Here is a 19709-nt window from a genome sequence, read left to right on the forward strand (position 1 = left end):
CGACGAAAAAGGGGCCGCGAGATCGCGGCCCCCATCATCGAGATCACCGATGTCGGTCGCTCAGTAGCAGCGCTCGACCAGCACGCGGCGGTAACCGTAGGGCGTCCAGCGGGTGCGCGGCACGGTGTAGCACTCGCCGTAGCCGCCGTAGGATGCCGGGGCATAGCCACCGCCGTAGGCGTAACCGCCACCGTAGCCCACAGGTGCGTAGCCGTAGCTCGGGTAGTAGCCGCCGCCGTAGAGGCCGCCGGCCGCCAGACCGAGGCCGAGACCCAGGCCGACCGCTCCGATGCCGACGCCGCGTCCATAGCCGCGGCCACCGTAGTAGCCGCCGCGATAGCCGCCGAAGCCACCGCGGTAGCCGCCGAAGGCCGCCGGACGATAACCGCCGCCGAAGCCGCCACGGTATCCCCCAAAGCCGCCGCGATAGCCCCCGCCGAAGCCGGCTCCGCGGAACCCGCCGCCGCCGAAGCCGCCCCGGAAGCCACCACCGCCGAAGCCACCGCCACCGAAGCCGCCGCCGTGGAAGCCACCGCCCCGGAAGCCCCGGGCATCGGCGGTGGCGGGAATCAGGGCCAGCGCCCCGACCATGGCGGCTGATGCGAGAAGAACACGTTTCATGATCGATCTCCGAAAGACGTCACGTCCCCCATGGGCATGAAACGCGTGGTTGTCGAAAACGGTTCATGCCCCGTTTCGCCTCATGGGCGTGGCGAGCTCATGGGCGCGGCAAGTTTGCGGGGTCCGATCCGAACGGTCGGCGCCGGGACGTTGCATCTCGCGGCCAGAACCATCACACACCACCCAGATTTTCGGGCCGTTCGTGCCGCCGTCCTTCCGGGACGACGCGGCGCGAAGAGTCGGCAGTTCGACGCCGTCCGTGATCGATACCCAAGAGACATGACGATCATGAAGACGCGCGCAGCGGTGGCGTGGGAGGCCAAGAAGCCTCTCACCATCGAGACCATCGATATCGAAGGACCCAAGGCCGGCGAGGTTCTCGTCGAGCTCATGGCCACGGGCATCTGCCACACCGACGCCTACACCCTGTCGGGCCTCGATTCCGAGGGCAAGTTCCCGGCGATCCTCGGCCACGAGGGCGCCGGCATCGTGCGCGAAGTCGGCGCCGGGGTCACGGACCTGAAAGTCGGCGACCACGTCATCCCGCTCTACACGCCGGAATGCCGCAGCTGTAAGTCCTGCCTGTCCCAGCGCACCAACCTCTGCACGGCGATCCGCTCCACGCAGGGCCAGGGCGTGATGCCGGACGGCACCTCGCGCTTCTCCTGCGTCTCCACGGGCGGCAGCCTGGGCAGCGCGAATTCCGTGTTCCACTACATGGGCTGCTCGACCTTCTCGAACTTCACGGTGCTGCCGGCGATCGCCCTGGCCAAGATCCGCGAAGACGCCCCCTTCGACAAGATCTGCTACATCGGCTGCGGCGTCACCACCGGCATCGGCGCGGTCATCTACACCGCGAAAGTCTGGCCCGGCGCCAACGTGGTGGTGTTCGGCCTCGGCGGCATCGGCCTCAACGTGCTCCAGGCCGCCCGGATGGTGGGCGCCGACAAGATCATCGGCGTCGACATCAATCCGGACAAGCAGGAGATGGCCCGCAAATTCGGCATGACCCACTTCATCAACCCGAAAGAGGTCGGCAACGATCACGTCGTGGCGGCGATCCTCGACGCCACAGGGGGCGGCGCCGACTTCTCGTTCGACTGCACCGGCAACGTCAACGTCATGCGCCAGGCGCTCGAATGCTGTCATCGCGGCTGGGGTGAATCCATCGTCATCGGCGTGGCCGAGGCCGGCAAGGAGATCTCGACCCGTCCGTTCCAGCTCGTCACCGGCCGCGTCTGGAAGGGCTCGGCCTTCGGCGGAGCGCGCGGCCGCACCGACGTGCCGAAGATCGTCGACTGGTACATGGAGGGCAAGATCAACATCGACGATCTGATCACCCACACCATGCCGCTCGAAGACATCAACCACGGCTTCGACCTCATGCACGAGGGCAAGTCGATCCGGTCGGTGGTGGTTTACTAGGATGGATCTTGGCTGACACTGCCTCCCTCCCCCTTTGTGGGGAGGGAAAATCCATGCCCCCAATAAAATCCATGCCCCCAGCAGGAGAGCACACATGGAAACCATCTCGAAGGCCCGCGCCCACTGCGGCACGCAGGGCGTCTACAAGCACGATGCGACCACCACCGGCTGCCCGATGACCTTCGCGGTGTTCGTGCCGCCGCAGGCCGAGAACGGCCCGGTGCCGGTGCTGTGGTACCTGTCGGGCCTCACCTGCACCCACGCCAACGTCATGGACAAGGGCGAGTACCGCAAGGCGGCGGCCGAGCACGGCGTCATCATCGTGGCGCCCGACACCAGCCCGCGCGGCCCCGGCATCCCGGACGAGGCGGACAACTGGCAGTTCGGCTCAGGGGCGGGCTTCTACCTCGATGCCACGCAGGCGCCCTACGCCGCGAACTACAAGATGTGGAGCTACGTCACCGAGGAGCTGCCCGCCCTCGTCGCCAAGGAGTTCCCGGCGGACATGACCCGCCAGGGCATCTTCGGCCACTCGATGGGCGGCCACGGGGCCCTCACCATCGCACTGACCTACCCCGACCGCTTCAAGTCGTGCTCGGCCTTCGCCCCCATCGCCCAGCCCTCCACGGCCGGATGGTCGAAGCCCGCCTTCGAGAAGTACCTCGGGGCCGACACCGCCACGTGGCGCGCCCACGACGCCACCGCGCTGATCGAGGACGGCAAGCGCTTCCCGGAATTCCTGGTGGACCAGGGCACGGCCGACAGCTTCCTCGACGACGGCCTTCGCCCCTGGCTGCTCGAAGAGGCCTGCAAAAAGGCCGGGATCGCCCTGACCCTCAACATGCGCGAGGGCTACGACCACTCCTACTACTTCATCTCGACCTTCATGGCCGACCACATCGCCTGGGCCGCCAAGCGGCTGGGATGATCCCGCCCCGCCTCCGGAGGGTCGGACTCCGTCCGACCCTCCGGAGGCCGACGCCGCTTGCCGTGTGTCAAAACAACTTTACACATTCGCCATCAGCGGCTTTGATGCGGCTCGAAGTGCGAGCACGTCGCCCATCCGGCGGCCCCGGGGATCGACCGGGACAGGTGGACGCGCTCCCAGAGTAGAGTCATGGCCGCGTCCCGCATCGAGCGATCCCTCGCATCGCCCCCCTCCGCTCCGGCCTGGCCGGTGCCGGCGCCGCGCGATCTGTGCACCGACTGCGGGATCTCCCGGACCGCCGACCCCAAGCGCTGCGGCACGGCCTGCCAGTTCATCAAGCCGGACTATGCGGGGCTGGAGGCGCGGGTGCACGGCCGGGCGCGCGACGAGGCCCGCACCGACGAACGCTTCTTCGGGCCGTTCCGGCGCATGCTGCGCGCCAACCTCGTCGCGCCGCGCGAGGGCGCGCAATGGAGCGGTATCACCACGCGGCTCGCCGAGCGCCTGCTCGAGACCGGCGCGGTGGATGCCGTGCTGACCATGGCCGCGGACCCGGACGACCGTTGGCGGCCGGTCCCCGTCCTCGTCACCCGCCCCGAGGATCTCGCGGCCTGCCGGGGCATGCGCATGGGCTACGCGCCCCTCCTCGCCCTGCTCGAACCGGCGCGCGAACGCGGCTACCGGCGCCTGGCCGTCGTCGGCATTCCCTGCCAGGTCTATGCCCTGCGCGCCCTCGAAGCCGAACTGGGGTTCGAGCGCCTCTACGTGATCGGCACGCCGTGTTCGGACAACACCACCACCGAGCGGTTCCACGGCTTCCTGGCGCTCCTGTCCGAGGATCCCGCCACGATCGTCTACCTGGAGTTCCGGGCGGACTACCACGTCGAGCTGCGCTTCTCCGACGGCCGCGTGAAGGCGATCCCGTTCCTGCAGTTGCCGATCTCGCAGTTGCCGCCCGACTTCTTTCCCCTCACCTGCCGGACCTGCGTCGACTACACCAACGTCCTGTCCGACATCACGGTGGGCTACATGGCCGGGCAGGGCGAGCAATGGCTCATCGTCCGCAACGAGCGGGGCGAGGAACTGCTCGCCCTGCTCGGTGACGAGGTCCGCACCGCGGCCCCCGGCAGCGCCGGTAAGCGGAAGGGGGCGGTGAAGGGGTTCCTCGCCAACGTCGAGCGCGCGGCCGGCGGCCTGCCGCTCCGCCGCATGCCCGACTGGGTGCGCCCCATCGTCGGCTGGCTGATGCCGCGGGTCGGACCGCGCGGGCTCGAATTCGCCCGTACCCGCGTCGAGATGAAGGCCGTCGAGACGGTGCTGCACCTGCGCCGCAACCGGCCGCGGCGCCTGCGCACGATGGTGCCGCCCCACGTCTGGGCCCTGGTCGCCCCCTACGGACTGACCCCGACCGAGGACGAGACGCCCAGGGCCGCGATCCCCGTCGACCCGGCATGACGCGTCCGACGATGCAGCGGGTCCGGCGGGCCGCCGTGGCCGTGGCCGCGCTCATCGCCATCGCGGCGGCCCTGTGGCACCTGCAGGCGGCCACGCGAGGGCTCGTCGTCGAGGCGGTGTCGGTCGACGGCACGCCGGCCACCGTGTTCCGGGCGGCCGGCGCCCCGCCCGGGCCGGTGGTGGTGATCGCGCACGGGTTCGCCGGTTCGCAGCAGCTGATGCTGCCGTTCGCGACGACGCTCGCGCACAGCGGGTACGTCGCCGTCACCTTCGACTTTCCCGGCCACGGCCGGAACCCCGCGCCCCTCACCGGCAGCATCACCAGCGAGGATGGCGCGACCCGCAGCCTCGTGGACGCGACGAAGCGGGTGATCGACCGCCTGCGCGGCCGCGGCGACGGACGCCTGGCCCTCCTCGGCCATTCCATGGCCTCCGACATCGTCGTGCGCGTCGCCCAGAACATCCCGGACCAGGACGTGCCGAAGCAAGACGTGCCGAAGCAGGACTTGCCGGAGGTCGCCGCCACCGTCGCGGTCTCGATGTTCTCCCCCGCGGTCACCCGCGACAGCCCGCGCAACCTGCTGATCGTCGCCGGGGGCTGGGAGGGCACCCTGCGGGCCGAAGGCCTGCGCGCGGTCGGGCTGAGCTCGGCGCCGGACGCGCCGCGCGAGGGCGTCACCTATGGCGACCTCGCGGCCGGCACCGCCCGCCGGCTCGCCGTCTCCCCCGGCGTCGAGCATGTCGGCGTGCTCTATGCCCGGGCCGGACTCGAGGAGGCCGCCGCCTGGCTCGACGCGACGTTCTTGCGGTCCGGTCCTATACCGCGTCCCCTCGACGGGCGCGGCCCCTGGATCGTCCTCCTGCTCGCCGGGGTCGTCGCGCTGGCCTGGCCGGCCTCCCGTCTCCTGCCCGTCGTGAGCCCAGTGCCTTTGGGCGCAGGCTTGAGCTGGCGCCGCCTGTGGCCGGCGCTGGCGATCCCCGCCATCGTCACGCCCCTCGTCCTGCGGGTGGTGCCGACCCACGTCATGCCCGTCCTCGTGGCGGATTACCTCGCCGTCCACTTCGCCGCCTACGGCCTCCTCACCGCCGCCTGCCTGTGGTGGATCGGGCGGCGTGGCGCACCGGTGGGGACGAAGGCGCCGATCTCCGTCCCGGCGCTCGCCGCCGGAGCCGCCGCGGTCACGCTCTACGGATTCGTCGGCCTCGTCCTGCCCATCGACGCCTATGCGACCGCCTTCGTGCCCGCCCCGCACCGGGTGGTCCTGATCCTGGCGATGCTGGCGGGAACCCTGTCGTTCTTCCTCGCCGACGAATGGCTCACGCGCGGGCGGGGGGCCGCACGAGGGGCCTACGCCGCCTCGAAGCTCGCCTTCCTCGCGTCGCTGGCGCTCGCCGTCGGGCTCGACTTCGGGCGCCTGTTCTTCCTCGTCATCATCGTGCCGGTGATCGTGCTGTTCTTCCTCGTATACGGCGCGATCAGCGGCTGGAGCTACCGACGCACCGGCCACCCCATGGTGGCGGGCCTCGCCAACGCCATCGCCTTCGCCTGGGCGATCGGCGTCACCTTCCCGCTGCTGGCACGCTGAGACGGAGGCGGACATGAGCGAATCCCAGATCTCGATCGATTCCCGGGTCTCGACGGAGTCTCGAGGCTCGGCGACGACGGCGGCGCCGGGCTTCGCGCACGAGCCGGGCCGCGACGGCACGGCCGCGACGACCCCGGCGAGCACTACGCCGGCCAGGACCACGCCCGCCCCGTCCGCGGTGCTGGAACTCCTCAAGCCGGTGACGTGGTTTCCGCCGATGTGGGCCTTCGGCTGCGGCGTGGTCGCCTCGGGCGTACCGCTCGCCGGGAACTGGCTCGTGGCCGTCGTCGGCATCGTGCTCGCCGGGCCGCTGGTCTGCGCCACGAGCCAGGCGGTCAACGACTGGTACGACCGCGAGGTCGATGCCATCAACGAGCCGAGCCGGCCGATCCCCTCGGGGCGCATCCCCGGCACCTGGGGCCTGCGCATCGCCGTCGCCTGGACGGGGCTTTCGCTCCTGGTGGCGCTCGCCCTGGGGCCATGGGTGTTCGTGGCGGCCGTCGTCGGGCTGGCCCTGGCCTGGGCCTACAGCGCACCGCCCCTGCGGCTCAAGCGCAACGGCTGGTGGGGCAACGCCGCATGCGGCCTCTGCTACGAAGGCCTCGCCTGGGTCACCGGAGCGGCGGTGATGATCGGCGGCGGACTGCCGCCGGCGCCCTCGCTGATCCTCGCCGCCCTCTACAGCGCCGGGGCCCACGGCATCATGACCCTCAACGACTTCAAGTCGATCAAGGGCGACCTCCAGACCGGCATCCGGTCGCTGCCGGCGATGCTGGGTCCGCAGCGGGCCGCGACGGTGGCCTGCTGGATGATGGCGGTGCCGCAGGTGGCGGTGATCGGCTTCCTGCTCGCCTGGGACCGGCAGGTCGAGGCCGCGGTGATCGTGGTCTTCCTGGCCGGCCAGCTCGTGATGATGCAGACGTTCCTCAAGGCGCCGACCGCACGGGCGATCTGGTACAGCGGCTTCGGCGTACCGCTGTTCGTGTTCGGGATGCTGGCCAGCGCGTTCGCGGTCCGCGGGATGGTGGTGTGACCGGCGGTAGCGGAGAGGGGGTCCGGCTTTCAGGTTTCCTCCCGCCCGCCGATGGATTCCGGCCTACTTGGTGATCTTCACCGAGACCGGATCGCTCGAGGGAAACGTCTCCTCCAGCGCCTCGTCGAGGCGCTCGTTGAGGGCGCCCTGGTCGTTCTCCGGGCGGCCCTTGTCCGACGGCGCGGTCTTGGCGCCGCTCGTGGGCTTGGTGTCGTCCTCGTGCGGACCCGGCGGCTGGCCCTTGCCGGGCGTCCTGGCGTCGTCGACCATCGGTTGTCTCCCAAGGTTTCGCGTCGTGCACCGCAGCGGCGATGCTCTCATGCGGTCAACGCGCGGCGGAGCCCAGAGGTGCCAGACGGGTCAGCCGGGGCCGGTCGGGCCTCGTCGCCGCGCTGCGCCGGACGACCTCGTAGACGCCCTGCAGGCGGTCGAGATGGGCGTCGAGGGTCAGCGGGCTGCCCCAGTAGCGGTCGTAGGCGGTCCGTCCCATGCGGATGGCGAGGTCGTCGTCGCAGAGCCGGCGCAGGTGTGCGGCCAGCGCCTCGGGGTCGCCGGTGCGGAACCAGAAACCGTTCTCGCCGTCCTCGATCGCCTCGCGGCCGGCGCAGTCGTCGCTCACCACCACCGGCGTGCCGCAGGCGAGCGCCTCGTAGACCGTGAGCGGCTGACCCTCGTACCAGACGCTGGGGAACACCAGGGCGCGGGCCTGCCGCATGGCGGCCGCCACCGCCTCGGGGTCCTTCCAACCGAGCATCACCGCCTCGGGATAGCGCGCGACGAGGTCGTCCCGGCGCGGTCCGTCGCCGATGAAGACCGGGCGCACGCCGGCGAGCCGCGCGGCCTCGGCGAAGACCGGCGCGCCCTTCTCGCTGGAGATGCGGCCCACGAACAGGAAGTCCCCGGGCGGCCCCTCGCGCAGGGGCGCCTGGGCGATGCCGATCGGGTTGTCGACGCGGTGGAACGCGGTGCCGGCGGGCAGGTAGGGCGTCACCACCCGCTCCTGCAGGGCGCTGATGGTGACGATGTGGGGAAACACGTCGCGCAGGCCCGCCACGTGGTCGAGGCCGGTGTGGCGCACCAGGCGCAGGACCTTGCGCGGATAGCTGCGCGCGTCGCAGTTCGTGGTGACGCAATCGAGCGACATCGGCACGCGATGGCAGATGCGTTGGGCGGGAAACTCGTAGAACCCCCCGTTCGGGCAGACGAGGAAGAACTCGTGCATCGTGTAGAGGAGCGGCAGCCCCGAGCGCCGCAGGCTGACCCCGATCGAGGGCGACAGCGCCTTGGCGAAGGCATGCACGTGCACGATGGTGTCGCGCGGGTCGCAGACACTCAGCTCCTGCGCGAGGCGCCGGGCCGCGGTCCGGTTCCAGATCGCCTGGACCGCGAAGGCGAGGCGGTTGCGGGTGGTGGCGATGTCGTCCTGGTCGAGGCAGACCACCCGGACGCCGGCGGCCGCGAGGCGCGGATCGGCCGGGCCGACGGCGGCGAACAGCGTGACCCGGTGCCCGCGCCCGACGAGGCCGAGGGCTTCGTCGATGGCGACCTTGGCCTGGCCGCCGTTGATGAAGGCGTGGTCGGCGACGAGGACGACGTGCATGGCGGGTCGACCTTCATCGGGGCGGCGGGGATCCGATCTTTACCATCCGTGCGTTGATCGGCCGTAAACCAGGTTAGATTGTCGACAGTCGGCGACGATGCCGCCCGAGCCGGTGACACGCCCATGCACGTCGTTGTCCTGGCCGAATTCGCGGTGGCGAGCGGGGGCGCCGAGAAGGTCGCGGTGGAATCGGCCAGGGCCCTGGCCGAGGCGGGCGTCGCGGTGACCTACGTCCAGGCCATCGCGGGACCGGCCGATCCGCTGCTGGACCACGCCGGCATCGCCCGGATCGTCCTCGGGAACGCCGACATCTGGGACCGGCCGCGGTTGGCGGGGGCCATGGCCGGCCTCTGGGACCGGGCATCGGCCCGGCGCCTCGCGGCGGCTCTCGACGGCCTGTCGCGCGCCCCCGACGTCATCCACCTGCACCAATGGACACGGAGCCTGTCGCCGAGCGCGTTTCCGGTACTGGCGAAGCGCGGCGTGCCGGTGCTCGTCACCCTGCACGACTACTTCCTCGCCTGTCCCAACGGGGTCTACTACCGGTTCGACCGGAACGAGCCCTGCACCCTCCGGCCGCTCTCGCCGGCCTGCCTGAGCGCACCCTGCGACGGTCGCGGGCGCCTGCACAAGCTCGTCCGGGTCGGCCGCACGGCCGCCCTTCGCGCCACCCTGCGCCGCCGCCGGCTCGACGTCGTGCACGTCTGCGACGCGAGCCTGGACCGGATGGGCGACCTCGTCGGCGGCCTCGACCTGCGCCATCACCGCATCGACAATCCAGTGCGGGCGATGCCCGGCCCGCCGGCCGAGCCGGACCGCGGCGACGCGGTCGCCTACGTCGGGCGCCTCACCCGGGAGAAAGGCGCCGACCTCGTGGCCGAGGCCGCCCGGGTCGCCGGGCTCACCGCCCTGTTCATCGGCGCCGGGCCGCTGGAGGAGGAGCTGCGGGCGCGGCCCGGCGTCGAGGTCGTCGGCTGGCAGGCGCCCGAGGCCGTCGCCGCGATCCTGCGCTCGCGCGCCCGGGCCCTGGCCGCCCCCTCGCGCTGGTACGAGACCGGGCCGCTCACGGTCTACGAGGCCCTGGCCGCCGGCATCCCGGTCGTCGCCTCGAACCGGTCGGGGGCGGCCGAGAAGGTCGTCGACGGGCTCACCGGCTTCGTCACCGCCCCGGAGGTCCCTGCCCTCGCGGCGGCCTTCGGGCAGCTGCACGACGACCGGCGGGTCGCCGACCTCGGGCGGGCGGCCCACGACCGCTACTGGGCGAGCCCGATGACGGCCGCGCGCCACGCCGCGGCACTGATCGCCCTCTACGACGATCTGGCGAGCCGACGGCCGGATTGACGCGCGTGCGCCCTTGTCCGGCGTTCGGTCATGAATCCGCCCCTTCGGCCGTGGATCAGGGTCGGCGTCGCCCCGTTCCGAGAGCTGAATGACCCGAATCCTCACCGTCGTCGCCGGCCTCTTCGCCCTCGCCCTCGGGGCGCTCGGGCTGTCGGCCTGCTCGCCGCTCGCCCTGTTCGACGCGCTGGGACCCCGCGACGGCGGCGGCCGTCTCGCCCTCAAGGATGCCGTCTACGGCAGCGATCCGCGCGCGAAACTCGACGTGTTCGTGCCGGTGGCCGCGGCCAACCGGGCGCCGGTGCTCGTGTTCTTCTACGGCGGCTCGTGGAAGAGCGGCGCCAAGGAGGATTACGCCTTCGTCGGCCAGGCGCTCGCCGCGCAGGGCTTCGTGACGGTGATGCCCGATTACCGGCTGTACCCGGCGGTGCGCTTCCCCGCCTTCCTCGACGACGGGGCCGCCGCCGTCGCCTGGGTGCGCGACAACATCGCGGCCTTGGGCGGCGACCCGAACCGCATCGTGCTCGCGGGCCATTCGGCCGGGGCCTACAACGCGGCGATGCTCGGGCTCGATTCCCGCTACCTGCGCCGGGCCGGCGTCGACCCCAAGGCGATCCGGGCGGTGGCGGGCCTGTCGGGCCCCTACGACTTCCTGCCGCTGGACGAGGGCACCGCCCGCGAGATCTTCGGCGAGGCGCCCGACAAGGCCGCGACCCAGCCGATCACCTTCGCCGGGCCGCATTCGCCGCCGGCCTTCCTCGCCACGGGCGAGGCCGACACCATCGTGCGCCCGCGCAACACGCAGAACCTCGCCGCCAGGCTGCGCGCCGTGCGCGTGCCGGTGCAGGAGCGGGTCTACCCCGGCCTCGACCACGCCGACACGCTGCTGGCCCTCTCGGTGGCCTTCCGCTCGAAGGCACCGGCGTTGTCGGAAATGACCGCCTTCCTCCGGCAATACGCCGAGGAGCGGCCCTCGGTGTCCGCGGCGCGCCGGTAAGGCGCCTATCCCCCCCGCAGCCGGGCGCGCATGGCGCGGTGGTCGGGCGCATCGACGAAGGCCGTCCGCATCGCCTGCCAGAGCGGCGTGCGCCCGTAGGCGTCGTCGAGGGGCAGCGCGCGCTGGGGCAGCCCGTCCCGGCGGCGGCGCTGCGGGTTCACGTCGAGCCAGGTGTTGGCGTTTGTGATGTCCCAGGTCGTGACGGCGAGGAGCGCGGGCTCGTCGAGGGCCACGTCGAGGAAGCGCCGCGCGAAGTCGGAGACCTTGCGGTCGCGCACGGCGATGTCGGCCGGATAGGCCCTGTCGTCGACGTCGAACTCGGTGATCTCGATGGAGAGCCCCAACGCCGCGATCTCCGCCAGAAACCGGCGGAAGGCGCGCTCGTCGAACGGCAGCGTGCTGTTGAGGTGCCCCTGCAGGCCGAAGCGGCGGACCGGCACGCCGCGGGCCAGCAGGCCCTCGAGGGTCTTGAGCACCATGGCGCGGCGGCGCTCGACCCAGTCGGCGGCGGGTTCGAGGTCGTTCTCGTTCCAGACCCCTGCGGCGAGGGGATCGACCTCGCGCAGGATCGCGAAGGCGAGGTCGACGTAGCGGGGGCCCAGCGCGTCGAGCCAGGGGCTGTTGCGCAAGCCGCCCTCGCGCCCGTCCTGCGGCCCGCAGATCTCGTTGACGACGTCCCAGGATTCGATGCGGCCGCGGTAGCGCCCGGCGATGAGGCCGATCCAGCGGCGCATCAGTGCCTCCGCCTCGCGCGGCGCCGTCATCCGCTCCCGCGCCCAGGCCGGCAGGGCCTCGTGCCAGACCAGGGTCGTGCCGCGCAGGGACTGGCCGTTGGCCCGCGCGAAGGCCGCGGTCTCGTCGCCGCCGGCAAAGGCCGGCCGCTCAGCCTGCGGCCAGGCGTGGGCCATCTTCATCTCGTTCTCGGCCACCACCAGCCCGCACTCCCGCGCGATCGCCCGGCCGTAGGCCGGGTCGCGGCGCAACGGCGTGATGTTGACGGCCGAGCCGTAGGCCAGCCCCTTGGCCCGCGCGGCGGCGTGGAGGCCGTCGGGCGCCCAGGCCCGCGCCTGCCCCCCCATCCCGGCGGCGAGCGCGAGCCCCCCGGCGACGACGGCCCGACGATCGGTCCCCCCGCCGGCGGCGCGATCGGGCTCGCGCGCAAAGATCATCGCGCAGCCCTCACCGGAGAGCACGCGGCCGCCGGGGTGGAGGAGCCGAACCAGTGACCATGCCGGCGGATACCGGTTGCACGACGGGCCGTCCTGGCTCTTCCCTTGCGGCGGCCGGGACCGAGCGGCCGGGGGCCGCGCCAGGCGTGCCGAAAACGGTCGGCACAGGCGGGCTGCGGTTCCGAAAGGACCCGTCCGGATGTGCCAGGGGGAGACGGGATCGTCCGATGTGGTGGGTCAAGCCGACGAAGACGGCCGTCTACGCCAACCGTTTCCGCCGCAGGCGGGTGAGCGCGTTCCTGGCGGTCTGCGACGAGATCCTGGCGCGCCAGCCGACCTGCCGCGTCCTCGACCTCGGGGGAGCGGCCGACTACTGGCTCGGGCTGGAATCGCTGTGGAAGGACCGGCCGCTGCATTTCACCCTGCTCAATCTCTACCCGGAGAAGACGCCCGATTCCCGCTTCGTCGCCACCGTGGGCGACGGCTGCGCCCTGACCGACATCCCCGACTTCGCCTTCGACGTGGTGCATTCCAACTCGGTGATCGAGCATGTGGGCAGCTGGGGCAACAAGGTCCGCATGGCCGCCGAGATCCGCCGCGTCGCACCCCGCTATTACGTCCAGACGCCCAACTACTGGTTCCCGGTGGAACCGCACCTGCGCACGCCTCTGATCCACTGGCTCCCCCGCCCCTGGCAGCGCAGCCTGGTGATGACGAGCGCCCATGGTTTCTTCCCGCGTGCCGACACCTTCGAGGAGGCCGACCGTATCCTCTCCGATTCGAGTTTGCTCGACGGGCGCGAGATGACGGCGCTGTTTCCCGACGCACGGATCGAGCGGGAGCGGTTTTTCGGGTTGGTGAAGTCGTTCGTGGCGATCCGATGAAGGCCGTGTCGCCGGTGGTCCGAGCATGACCGAGGCGTTCGGACCGAGGTCCGACGCGGGTGGATTTCTGCCGGTCCGCATCCGCGTGCCGGAGCATCGGAACGCACGTCGAGGTACAGCACGTTCACGAGCCGCCTCGGTCGGGAGACAGGCAGGCGGCGGAGCGGCGCTTCGGCACGGTCGGTCAAGCGAGCCTTTCCCTCGGACAGGCTCGACATGGGGGCTTCGGTTCGGCGCAGGACGTGGGAGGGAACGCGCCGACGTCGGCAAGGCTCAATCGACCTCCTGGAGACTGCCGAGCTGAGGGCGCCATGCGCGCCCCAAGCAGATTCCGCAGATCGGTCGCGAGACTAGGAGACCTGAACGACTACTTCGCGCCCGGGATGTTCGGAGGCCCGAGATGCCGAAGAAAATCCGGCTTGGCGAGGCTCACTCCGGCGCTGCGGAGGATCCCGTAGGCTGTGGTCACGTGGAAGAAGAAGTTCGGAAGCGCGAAGCCGGTGAGATAGGCCTGCCCGGTGAAGCGGTATCCCATGCCGTTCGGGAACGTCAGTTCCACCTCGCGCTGCGCGCCTGAGGCCAACGCGGCCGGATCGACGCCTTCGACGAAGGCCATCGTCCTGGCACAGCGCTCCTTCAGTTCGGCGAACGTCGCCTCGACGTCGGGCATCGAGGGCGCTTCGATCCCAGCGAGCCGTGCCACCGCGTTCTTCGCGCTGTCGGACGCCATTTGATACTGGGCAGGCAAGGGCTTCATGTCCGGAGCCAGCCGCCGGATCAGCAACTCGGCTTCCGGCTTCTCCGATGCCGCCTTGTCGAGCCACGCGCTCATGTTGCCAAGCGCGTTGACGAAGATCGGGACGCTGACGTCGTGGATGCTGATGCTCATCAGGGCTGGCTAGAGCACATGCGATCGAAGACGCGGTGAGAAGGCGCACACCGCGAAAGGATGCGTCCAGCGACGTCGCCGAACGGCCGCGTCGGAGACGTGACCGGGATGGCCCGGGCGGCGAGCGTGGGTCGCAAGCAGACCCTCACCGCCCCCTCACCCGCGCTCATCCCCTACACGACCTCCGGCGGCACCACCCGCGGCCGCCGCTCAGCGTCGATGGCCACGAAGGTGAACCGCCCTTCCGTCACCTTGATCGTCGCCTCGCCGGTGCGCTCGCGGCGCCAGACCTCGACCTGGATGCGGATCGAGGTGCGGCCCACCGCGACGATCCAGGCGTAGAGGCTGACCTCGTCGCCGACGAAGACCGGGGAGTGGAAGGTCATCGCATCGACGGAGATGGTGGCGCAGCGCCCCCGCGAGCGGCGGGCGGCGACGTTGCCGGCGGCCAGGTCCATCTGGCCCATCAGCCAGCCGCCGAAGATGTCGCCGGACGGGTTGGTGTCGGCGGGCATCGCGATGGTGCGCACCACCGGCGGGCCCCTGTCGGTGGGCTGGGCCGCGTCCATCCTCGTCTCTCCTCGCCGGGTCAATCGGGCAGCGCGAACACCACCAACGCATCGCCCGTGCCGAAGCCGGAGCCCTTGGTGTAGGAGGCCCCGCCCGCCGCCACCGCCACGTATTGCGTGGACCCGAGCGAGAAGGTGATCGGCGGGCCGCTGATGCCGGCGCCGCACTGAAAGCGCCACAGCACGGCGCCGGTGGTCGCGTCGTGGGCGTTGATGTGGCCGTCCTCCTCGCCGGAGAACACGAGGCCGCCGGCGGTGGCCAGCGTGCCGCCCGACAGGCGGGTCTTCGCCTTGACCGACCAGGCGAGGGCGCCCCCGGCGGCGAGGTCGACCTTGGTCAGCGCCGAGAAGGCGGGTTCGCCCGGCGCCTCCGCCGTCTCGGTGTAGCGGATCGCCGGGCGCCCGGCGGCGGCGGGCACCGTCTTGACGACGTAGGTGGTGGCGCTCTGGCGGACCTGGGCGAAGGCCGCGCCCAGGGCCGGATCGTAGGCGACCGGGTGCCAGGAGATCGCGCCGAGCGGGCCGGGGCTCACCACCACGCCGGCTTCCGTGGGCGGCGCGAACAGGTTCTTCTGCTCCACGAGGGAGGCCGAGCGGCCCAGAAGCGCGCCGCTCTCGCGGTCGTTGACGTAGATCCAGCCGGTCTTGCTCGCCTGGGCCACCGCCTTCACCGGCCCCTGCGGGGTCGGGTAGTCGAGGAGGAAGGGCGGGCTGGCGACATCGTAGCCCCATTCGTCGTGGGGCACGTGCTGGTGGTACCAGCGCAAGGCCCCGGTGCGCACGTCGAGGGCGACGAGGCTCACCGAATAGAGGTTGTCGCCCGGCCGCGAGATCCCGAAGTTCTGCGGGGCCGGATTGCCGGTGCCGACGTAGATCAGCCCGAGGCCCGGATCGAAGGCGGGGGTCATCCACAGGGAGCCGCCGCCGACCTTCCAGGCGTCGGGGTACCGCAGGGCGGCCGCCCGCTCGGCGGGCAGGTCGCGCTTCAAGGGCAGCCCGTCGAGGGTCTTGTCGACGAAGCCGCCCTCCCAGCCGTCGGCCTTGGTGACGTACCAGCGCCAGCGTTCCGCGCCGGTGGCGGCATCGTAGGCGGCGAGCCAGCCGCGGCGGCCGTAGCCGCCCTCGATGCCCACCACCGCGCCCTCGCCGACGCCGCCCTTGTCGGATTCCACATGGAGCCCGTAGCCGGCGCCCGCGACCCCGACGATGACGAGGCCCTCGGCCACCAGCGGCGGCATCTTGAAGCCGAGCCGGCTCGAACCCTGCACGCCCTTGGCGCCGAGCGTGGCGGCGAGATCCGAGGCGGTCTCGGACTCGCCCTCCTCCGGCCGCACCGCCTCATGGTCCCACACGACCTTGCCGGTCCCGGCGTCGAGAGCGATGAGGCGTCCGTCCATGGTCGCCTCGAACACCTTGCCGCCGGAGACGGCGACGCCGCGGTTCGAGGGCGGCCCGAAGATCTTCTCGGTCCGCGCCTTGTGGGTGTAGGTCCACAGCACCCGGCCGGTGCCGGCCTCCAGGGCGGCGACATGGTTCTGGGTGGTGGAGACGTAGAGCACCCCGTCGACCACCACCGGCTCGGCCTGGAAGTAGCCGGTGATGCCGGTCTGGAAGATCCAGGCCGGCCGCAGGCGCGCCACGTTGGTGCGGTCGATCGCGGTCAGCGGCGAGTAGTGCCGGTTGGTGTGGTCGCGCCCGAACATCGGCCAGTCGTCGGCCCGGGCCGGGACGGTGCCGAGGAGGACGGCGGCGCCGAGGAGGACATGGCGAAGGACCTTGCCACACCGCGCGAGGCCGGCACGCTCATGGTCGCTGGCCGGAAGTGAGGTGTCGCCGGTCGATGCGGTCATGCCTGGATCTGCCTTTCCGAACCGTCTCCGGCGGTGGAAGGCTTATGCCGTCTCCCCGCCGGCGATTCCAGGGGCGGGGCCGCGGTGGAACTCAGCCGCGCGGGCTGGCGGAATTGGCCGCCTCGCCCGCACGGGCGGTGCTGCGCGGGGCGGCCGCGGATTTCGGTGCTCTGGTGCGGGCGACAAGAGCGCGCAGAGCGACCGTGTTGGCGGCGGCGACGTCCGGCGGAAGGTCGCGGCGCGAGAGTTCCTCGGCCTCGGCGAAGTTGCCGCGCAGGCCGAGCACCAGGGCGAGGTTCTGGCGCACGCGGGAATCGGCCTGCGGCAGGGCCGCCGCCCGGCGCAGGATCGCCTCGGCCGGGTCGAGTTGGCGGGCGAGCGCGTAGGACAGGCCGAGGTTGGACATGACCGACGGCTCCTCGGGCTGGATCTTCAAGGCCGCCTCGTAGAACGCCTGGGCGCGGGCGTGATCACCGAGCTGGTCGGCCACCGCGCCCTGCGCCGAGAGCACGCGCCAGTCCGGCCGGGCCGGGGTGTGGGCGTTCTGGAGGACGTCGGCGGCCTCGGTGAAGCGGCCGACGTCGGAGAGGGCCTTGCCGTAGGCGGCCAGGACCGCGGAATTCTTGGGGTTGCGCAGGGCCGTCTGCTGCAGGACGGCGGCGGCCTGGGGCTTCTGGTCGGTGGCCCGCAGCCCTTGCGCGTAGCGCAGGGCGAGGCCGACGTCGGAGGGGCTGGCGGCGTAGCGCTCGCCCAGCGCTTCCACGTCGCGGCGGCTCACCGTCTCGCGCTGACGCCCGAAGCCGAGGCCGGGCGAGCCGATCGATCCGGTGGTCTCGGGCGAGCGCGATTGGCAGCCGCCGAGCACCGCGCCCACGAGGATCGCGCCGGCCAGGGGAGCCCGCAGCAGGACGCCCGGACGGCGATGGAACCCGGACCTAGGCGTGGCCATGACGCACTCCGAACTGACTGGCCGGTCTCGCGCTTCACGCCGCCGGCCAGCCGGTGATAGAGCGTTAACCCTAATCCCGGGTTAACCCCGCCCATCCCCCAAGCCCCGCCGGCCCATGCCTTCTCGCCCGCCCGAACTGCTGCCGCCCGGAACCGCGGCGACCCCGATCGCCTGCCTGTCGCTCGAGGAGTGGCCGGCGGCGCGCGACGCCTTGAGCCGGGCGCAGGGCGCCTATTGCACGGCCGTGGACTTCACGCCCAAGGCCGGGCGGATCGTCCTCCTGCCCGGCGAGGACGGCACCCTCGCCCGCGTCCTCTACGGGCTCGGGGAAACCGGAGAGGACCGCCTCGTCGCCGGCAAGCTGCCGGGCCTGCTGCCGCCCGGCACCTATCGGTTCGAGACGCGCGACGGCTTCGACGCGGCCGAGGCCGCCCTCGCCTGGCTGCTCGGCGGCTATCGCTTCGCCCGCTACAGGACGGCGAGCCCGAGCCCCGGCCTCGTGGCGCCCGAGGGCGTCGACGCCGCCGAGATCGTGCGGATCGCCGTCGCCGTCGCCATGGGCCGCGACCTCGTCAATACGCCCGCCAACGATCTCGGCCCCGCCGAGATCGAGGCCGCGGCCCGGGCCCTGGCCGAACGGCACGGCGCCGCGGTCGCGGTCACGCTGGGCGAGGATCTCGCCCGCGACTTCCCCCTGGTCCATGCGGTCGGCGCCGCCTCGCCGCGGGCGCCGCGCCTCATCGACCTGACCTGGGGGCCGGCGGATGCGCCCCGCGTGACGCTGGTGGGCAAGGGCGTCGCCTTCGACACCGGCGGCCTCGACATCAAGCCGTCGAGCGGCATGCTGCTCATGAAGAAGGACATGGGCGGGGCCGCCGCGGCGCTCGCCGCCGCCGACATGGTGATGGGGGCGGGCCTGAGGCTGCGCCTGCGCCTGCTCATCCCGGCGGTGGAGAACGCCGTCGCCGGCAACGCCTTCCGGCCCGGCGACGTGCTCGCGAGCCGGGCCGGCCTGTCGGTCGAGATCGGCAACACCGACGCCGAGGGTCGCCTGATCCTGGCCGACGCGCTCTGCCTCGCCGACGCAGAGGAACCCGACCTGATCGTCGATTTCGCGACCCTGACGGGGGCGGCCCGGGTGGCGCTGGGGCCGGACCTGCCGGCTTTCTTCACCGAGGACGAGGATCTGGCCGGCGCCGTGATGCAGGCGGGCGCCCGCGCGATCGACCCGGTCTGGCGGATGCCCCTGCACAAGCCCTACGCCAAGCTCCTCGACTCGAAGGTGGCCGACATCAACAACGTCTCGGGCGGTCCCTTCGCCGGAGCGATCACGGCGGCGCTGTTCCTGCGCCGTTTCGCGCCCAAGACCCGCCGCCACGTGCACCTCGACCTCTACGGCTGGAACCCGACCACCAAGCCGGGCCGGCCGGAGGGCGGCGAGGTCCAGGGCGCGCGGCTGGTGTACCGCCTCCTGAAGGACCGCTACGGCGCGTGAGCCTCAGGCGCCGAGCGCCGCCCGCTCCAACTCGTAGGCGGCCCGCACCGCCGGCTGGCCGTAGACGCGCTCCAGCCGCCGGACGGTGAAGTGGGCCCGGGCGGTGGCCTGGAAATGGTCCATGAAGGCGACGTTGACCGCCGCCCCGCCGACCGCGCCGACGATCGGCACGGCCTGGGCCGCCACCTTCTGCGAGACCACGAGGCCGAAGCGCGAGGCGATCTGCGCCGAGAACCGGATCAGGGCCGGGGCCGCCTCGTCGAGGAGGGCCTTGTTGCCGGCGTAGCGGGCCGCCTCGGCCATGGTCTTAGCGAGGGCGGCGCGTACGGCGAAGTAGCCGCTGTCGCTGAGGGAGGTCTCGGCGCCCGCGCGCCCACCGAGCGCGAACACCTGCATGCAGGCGAGCGCATTCTCGGGCTTGGCGAGATCCTCGCCCTCGCTGCGGGCGATCTCGGCAATGGAGCGCAGCATCAGCGTGGTGGAGAGCGGCAGTTCGACGGCCAGGGTCGCGAGGCCGAAGGCACCGCCCACCGCGCCCGACAGACCGGCGAAGACCTTGTGCTTGGTCTCGCTCGATCCGAACAGGTTGGCGAACCGCTTGGGCGCCGGCGTATCGAGGGCGTCGATCAGGTCGCGCCCGGTGGCGGGCTTGGCTGCTGGCAGCGACGCCAGGGCGATCCGCAGGGCGGTGCGCATGGCGGCGTCCGTGGACCTTGCCACCACATCGGTGACCGGGGCCGGCAAGGCGCGCCCGATCATGTCGAGGGGCGCGCCCACCGCAGCCGAGAGGCGGGCGGCCAGACCAGGCTTCTCGAGGGCGAGCACGGCCCGGCGCAGGGCCTCGCGATCGTCCGCACTGAGGCCGGGGGCGCCGGCGGGGGCGGCGGGAAGGGTGACGCTGTCGTCGGTGATCAGAGCGAT

At 71.9% G+C, this 19709-nt stretch carries 18 protein-coding genes; 9 read left to right on the plus strand and 9 right to left on the minus strand.

The window, feature by feature from the left end; genetic code table 11:
- Positions 1–60: 60 nt before the first annotated feature.
- Entirely contained in the window at positions 61–621 is a 561-nt protein-coding gene (locus ASG40_RS13450; RefSeq protein WP_055886570.1) for a hypothetical protein, read from the minus strand.
- Positions 622–909: 288 nt separating this feature from the next.
- Here ASG40_RS13450 and ASG40_RS13455 point away from each other — a divergent pair, with 288 nt between their 5' ends.
- The 5 genes from ASG40_RS13455 (at position 910) to chlG (ending at position 7048) form a co-directional block, all read left to right on the plus strand.
- Entirely contained in the window at positions 910–2046 is a 1137-nt protein-coding gene (locus ASG40_RS13455; RefSeq protein ID WP_055887346.1) for an S-(hydroxymethyl)glutathione dehydrogenase/class III alcohol dehydrogenase, read from the plus strand.
- Between the two features lie 94 nt (positions 2047–2140).
- Positions 2141–2974, plus strand: a complete 834-nt coding sequence (gene fghA, locus ASG40_RS13460) for an S-formylglutathione hydrolase (RefSeq protein WP_055886573.1) — start codon at positions 2141–2143, stop codon at positions 2972–2974.
- Positions 2975–3163: 189 nt separating this feature from the next.
- The gene (locus tag ASG40_RS13465; protein WP_055886575.1) at positions 3164–4429 is read left to right on the plus strand and encodes a Coenzyme F420 hydrogenase/dehydrogenase, beta subunit C-terminal domain; all 1266 of its coding nucleotides are present in this window, start codon (positions 3164–3166) and stop codon (positions 4427–4429) included.
- Positions 4426–6015: an alpha/beta hydrolase gene (locus ASG40_RS13470; RefSeq protein ID WP_055886578.1), complete on the plus strand. Its 1590-nt coding sequence runs from the start codon at positions 4426–4428 to the stop codon at positions 6013–6015. Before ASG40_RS13465 ends, ASG40_RS13470 begins: the two co-directional genes overlap by 4 nt.
- 13 nt (positions 6016–6028) lie before the next feature.
- Complete coding sequence (gene chlG, locus ASG40_RS13475; protein ID WP_082524071.1) at positions 6029–7048, plus strand: chlorophyll synthase ChlG; 1020 nt, start codon at positions 6029–6031, stop codon at positions 7046–7048.
- 63 nt (positions 7049–7111) lie between these two features.
- Here the strand turns inward: chlG and ASG40_RS13480 are convergent, their stop codons facing one another.
- The gene (locus tag ASG40_RS13480) at positions 7112–7318 is read right to left on the minus strand and encodes a hypothetical protein (RefSeq protein ID WP_055886581.1); all 207 of its coding nucleotides are present in this window, start codon (positions 7316–7318) and stop codon (positions 7112–7114) included.
- Between the two features lie 55 nt (positions 7319–7373).
- Complete coding sequence (locus ASG40_RS13485; RefSeq protein WP_055886583.1) at positions 7374–8648, minus strand: glycosyltransferase family 4 protein; 1275 nt, start codon at positions 8646–8648, stop codon at positions 7374–7376.
- Between the two features lie 123 nt (positions 8649–8771).
- On the opposite strand from ASG40_RS13485, the gene ASG40_RS13490 reads away from it, so the two are divergent.
- Both ASG40_RS13490 and ASG40_RS13495 read left to right on the plus strand, forming a co-directional pair.
- A complete protein-coding gene (locus tag ASG40_RS13490; protein WP_055886586.1) occupies positions 8772–9989 on the plus strand; it encodes a glycosyltransferase in 1218 nt (405 codons plus the stop codon).
- Positions 9990–10077: 88 nt separating this feature from the next.
- On the plus strand, positions 10078–10983 hold the full coding sequence (locus ASG40_RS13495; protein ID WP_055886589.1) for an alpha/beta hydrolase: 906 nt from the start codon (positions 10078–10080) through the stop codon (positions 10981–10983).
- A 5-nt stretch (positions 10984–10988) separates the two neighbouring features.
- Here ASG40_RS13495 and ASG40_RS13500 read toward each other — a convergent pair whose 3' ends face one another.
- Positions 10989–12152, minus strand: coding sequence for an endo-1,4-beta-xylanase (locus ASG40_RS13500; protein WP_055886591.1), 1164 nt, complete (start codon positions 12150–12152; stop codon positions 10989–10991).
- 227 nt (positions 12153–12379) lie between these two features.
- Between ASG40_RS13500 and ASG40_RS13505 the strand changes: the two genes are divergently transcribed.
- Positions 12380–13036 carry a class I SAM-dependent methyltransferase gene (locus tag ASG40_RS13505; RefSeq protein WP_055886593.1) on the plus strand — a complete coding sequence of 219 codons (657 nt, stop codon included), beginning with the start codon at positions 12380–12382 and terminating at the stop codon, positions 13034–13036.
- 367 nt (positions 13037–13403) lie between these two features.
- On the opposite strand, the gene ASG40_RS13510 is transcribed toward ASG40_RS13505, so the two are convergent.
- The 4 genes from ASG40_RS13510 to ASG40_RS13525 form a co-directional block, all read right to left on the minus strand.
- Entirely contained in the window at positions 13404–13925 is a 522-nt protein-coding gene (locus ASG40_RS13510; protein WP_055886596.1) for a DUF1993 domain-containing protein, read from the minus strand.
- Positions 13926–14098: 173 nt separating this feature from the next.
- A complete protein-coding gene (locus ASG40_RS13515; protein ID WP_055886598.1) occupies positions 14099–14494 on the minus strand; it encodes an acyl-CoA thioesterase in 396 nt (131 codons plus the stop codon).
- Positions 14495–14514: 20 nt separating this feature from the next.
- On the minus strand, positions 14515–16344 hold the full coding sequence (locus ASG40_RS13520; RefSeq protein WP_055886601.1) for a pyrroloquinoline quinone-dependent dehydrogenase: 1830 nt from the start codon (positions 16342–16344) through the stop codon (positions 14515–14517).
- 91 nt (positions 16345–16435) lie between these two features.
- Positions 16436–17293 carry a tetratricopeptide repeat protein gene (locus ASG40_RS13525; RefSeq protein WP_055886604.1) on the minus strand — a complete coding sequence of 286 codons (858 nt, stop codon included), beginning with the start codon at positions 17291–17293 and terminating at the stop codon, positions 16436–16438.
- A gap of 115 nt (positions 17294–17408) precedes the next feature.
- Here ASG40_RS13525 and ASG40_RS13530 point away from each other — a divergent pair, with 115 nt between their 5' ends.
- On the plus strand, positions 17409–18788 hold the full coding sequence (locus tag ASG40_RS13530; protein WP_055886607.1) for a leucyl aminopeptidase family protein: 1380 nt from the start codon (positions 17409–17411) through the stop codon (positions 18786–18788).
- 3 nt (positions 18789–18791) lie between these two features.
- Here ASG40_RS13530 and ASG40_RS13535 read toward each other — a convergent pair whose 3' ends face one another.
- The gene (locus tag ASG40_RS13535) at positions 18792–19709 is read right to left on the minus strand and encodes an EcsC family protein (protein WP_443136620.1); all 918 of its coding nucleotides are present in this window, start codon (positions 19707–19709) and stop codon (positions 18792–18794) included.

It is taken from the genome of Methylobacterium sp. Leaf399 (genome assembly GCF_001424525.1).
In the GTDB taxonomy this organism is placed as follows: Bacteria; Pseudomonadota; Alphaproteobacteria; order Rhizobiales; family Beijerinckiaceae; genus Methylobacterium.

Coding starts and splice junctions, on each gene's coding strand:
- ASG40_RS13530 (WP_055886607.1), top strand. CDS start 17,409: ATGCCTTCTCGCCCGCCCGAACTGCTGCCGCCCGGAACCGCGGCGACC.
- ASG40_RS13495 (WP_055886589.1), top strand. CDS start 10,078: ATGACCCGAATCCTCACCGTCGTCGCCGGCCTCTTCGCCCTCGCCCTC.
- ASG40_RS13470 (WP_055886578.1), top strand. CDS start 4,426: ATGACGCGTCCGACGATGCAGCGGGTCCGGCGGGCCGCCGTGGCCGTG.
- ASG40_RS13480 (WP_055886581.1), bottom strand. CDS start 7,318: ATGGTCGACGACGCCAGGACGCCCGGCAAGGGCCAGCCGCCGGGTCCG.
- ASG40_RS13520 (WP_055886601.1), bottom strand. CDS start 16,344: ATGACCGCATCGACCGGCGACACCTCACTTCCGGCCAGCGACCATGAG.
- ASG40_RS13465 (WP_055886575.1), top strand. CDS start 3,164: ATGGCCGCGTCCCGCATCGAGCGATCCCTCGCATCGCCCCCCTCCGCT.
- ASG40_RS13455 (WP_055887346.1), top strand. CDS start 910: ATGAAGACGCGCGCAGCGGTGGCGTGGGAGGCCAAGAAGCCTCTCACC.
- ASG40_RS13500 (WP_055886591.1), bottom strand. CDS start 12,152: ATGATCTTTGCGCGCGAGCCCGATCGCGCCGCCGGCGGGGGGACCGAT.
- ASG40_RS13485 (WP_055886583.1), bottom strand. CDS start 8,648: ATGCACGTCGTCCTCGTCGCCGACCACGCCTTCATCAACGGCGGCCAG.
- fghA (WP_055886573.1), top strand. CDS start 2,141: ATGGAAACCATCTCGAAGGCCCGCGCCCACTGCGGCACGCAGGGCGTC.
- ASG40_RS13510 (WP_055886596.1), bottom strand. CDS start 13,925: ATGAGCATCAGCATCCACGACGTCAGCGTCCCGATCTTCGTCAACGCG.
- ASG40_RS13525 (WP_055886604.1), bottom strand. CDS start 17,293: ATGGCCACGCCTAGGTCCGGGTTCCATCGCCGTCCGGGCGTCCTGCTG.
- ASG40_RS13450 (WP_055886570.1), bottom strand. CDS start 621: ATGAAACGTGTTCTTCTCGCATCAGCCGCCATGGTCGGGGCGCTGGCC.
- chlG (WP_082524071.1), top strand. CDS start 6,029: ATGAGCGAATCCCAGATCTCGATCGATTCCCGGGTCTCGACGGAGTCT.
- ASG40_RS13505 (WP_055886593.1), top strand. CDS start 12,380: ATGTGGTGGGTCAAGCCGACGAAGACGGCCGTCTACGCCAACCGTTTC.
- ASG40_RS13490 (WP_055886586.1), top strand. CDS start 8,772: ATGCACGTCGTTGTCCTGGCCGAATTCGCGGTGGCGAGCGGGGGCGCC.
- ASG40_RS13515 (WP_055886598.1), bottom strand. CDS start 14,494: ATGGACGCGGCCCAGCCCACCGACAGGGGCCCGCCGGTGGTGCGCACC.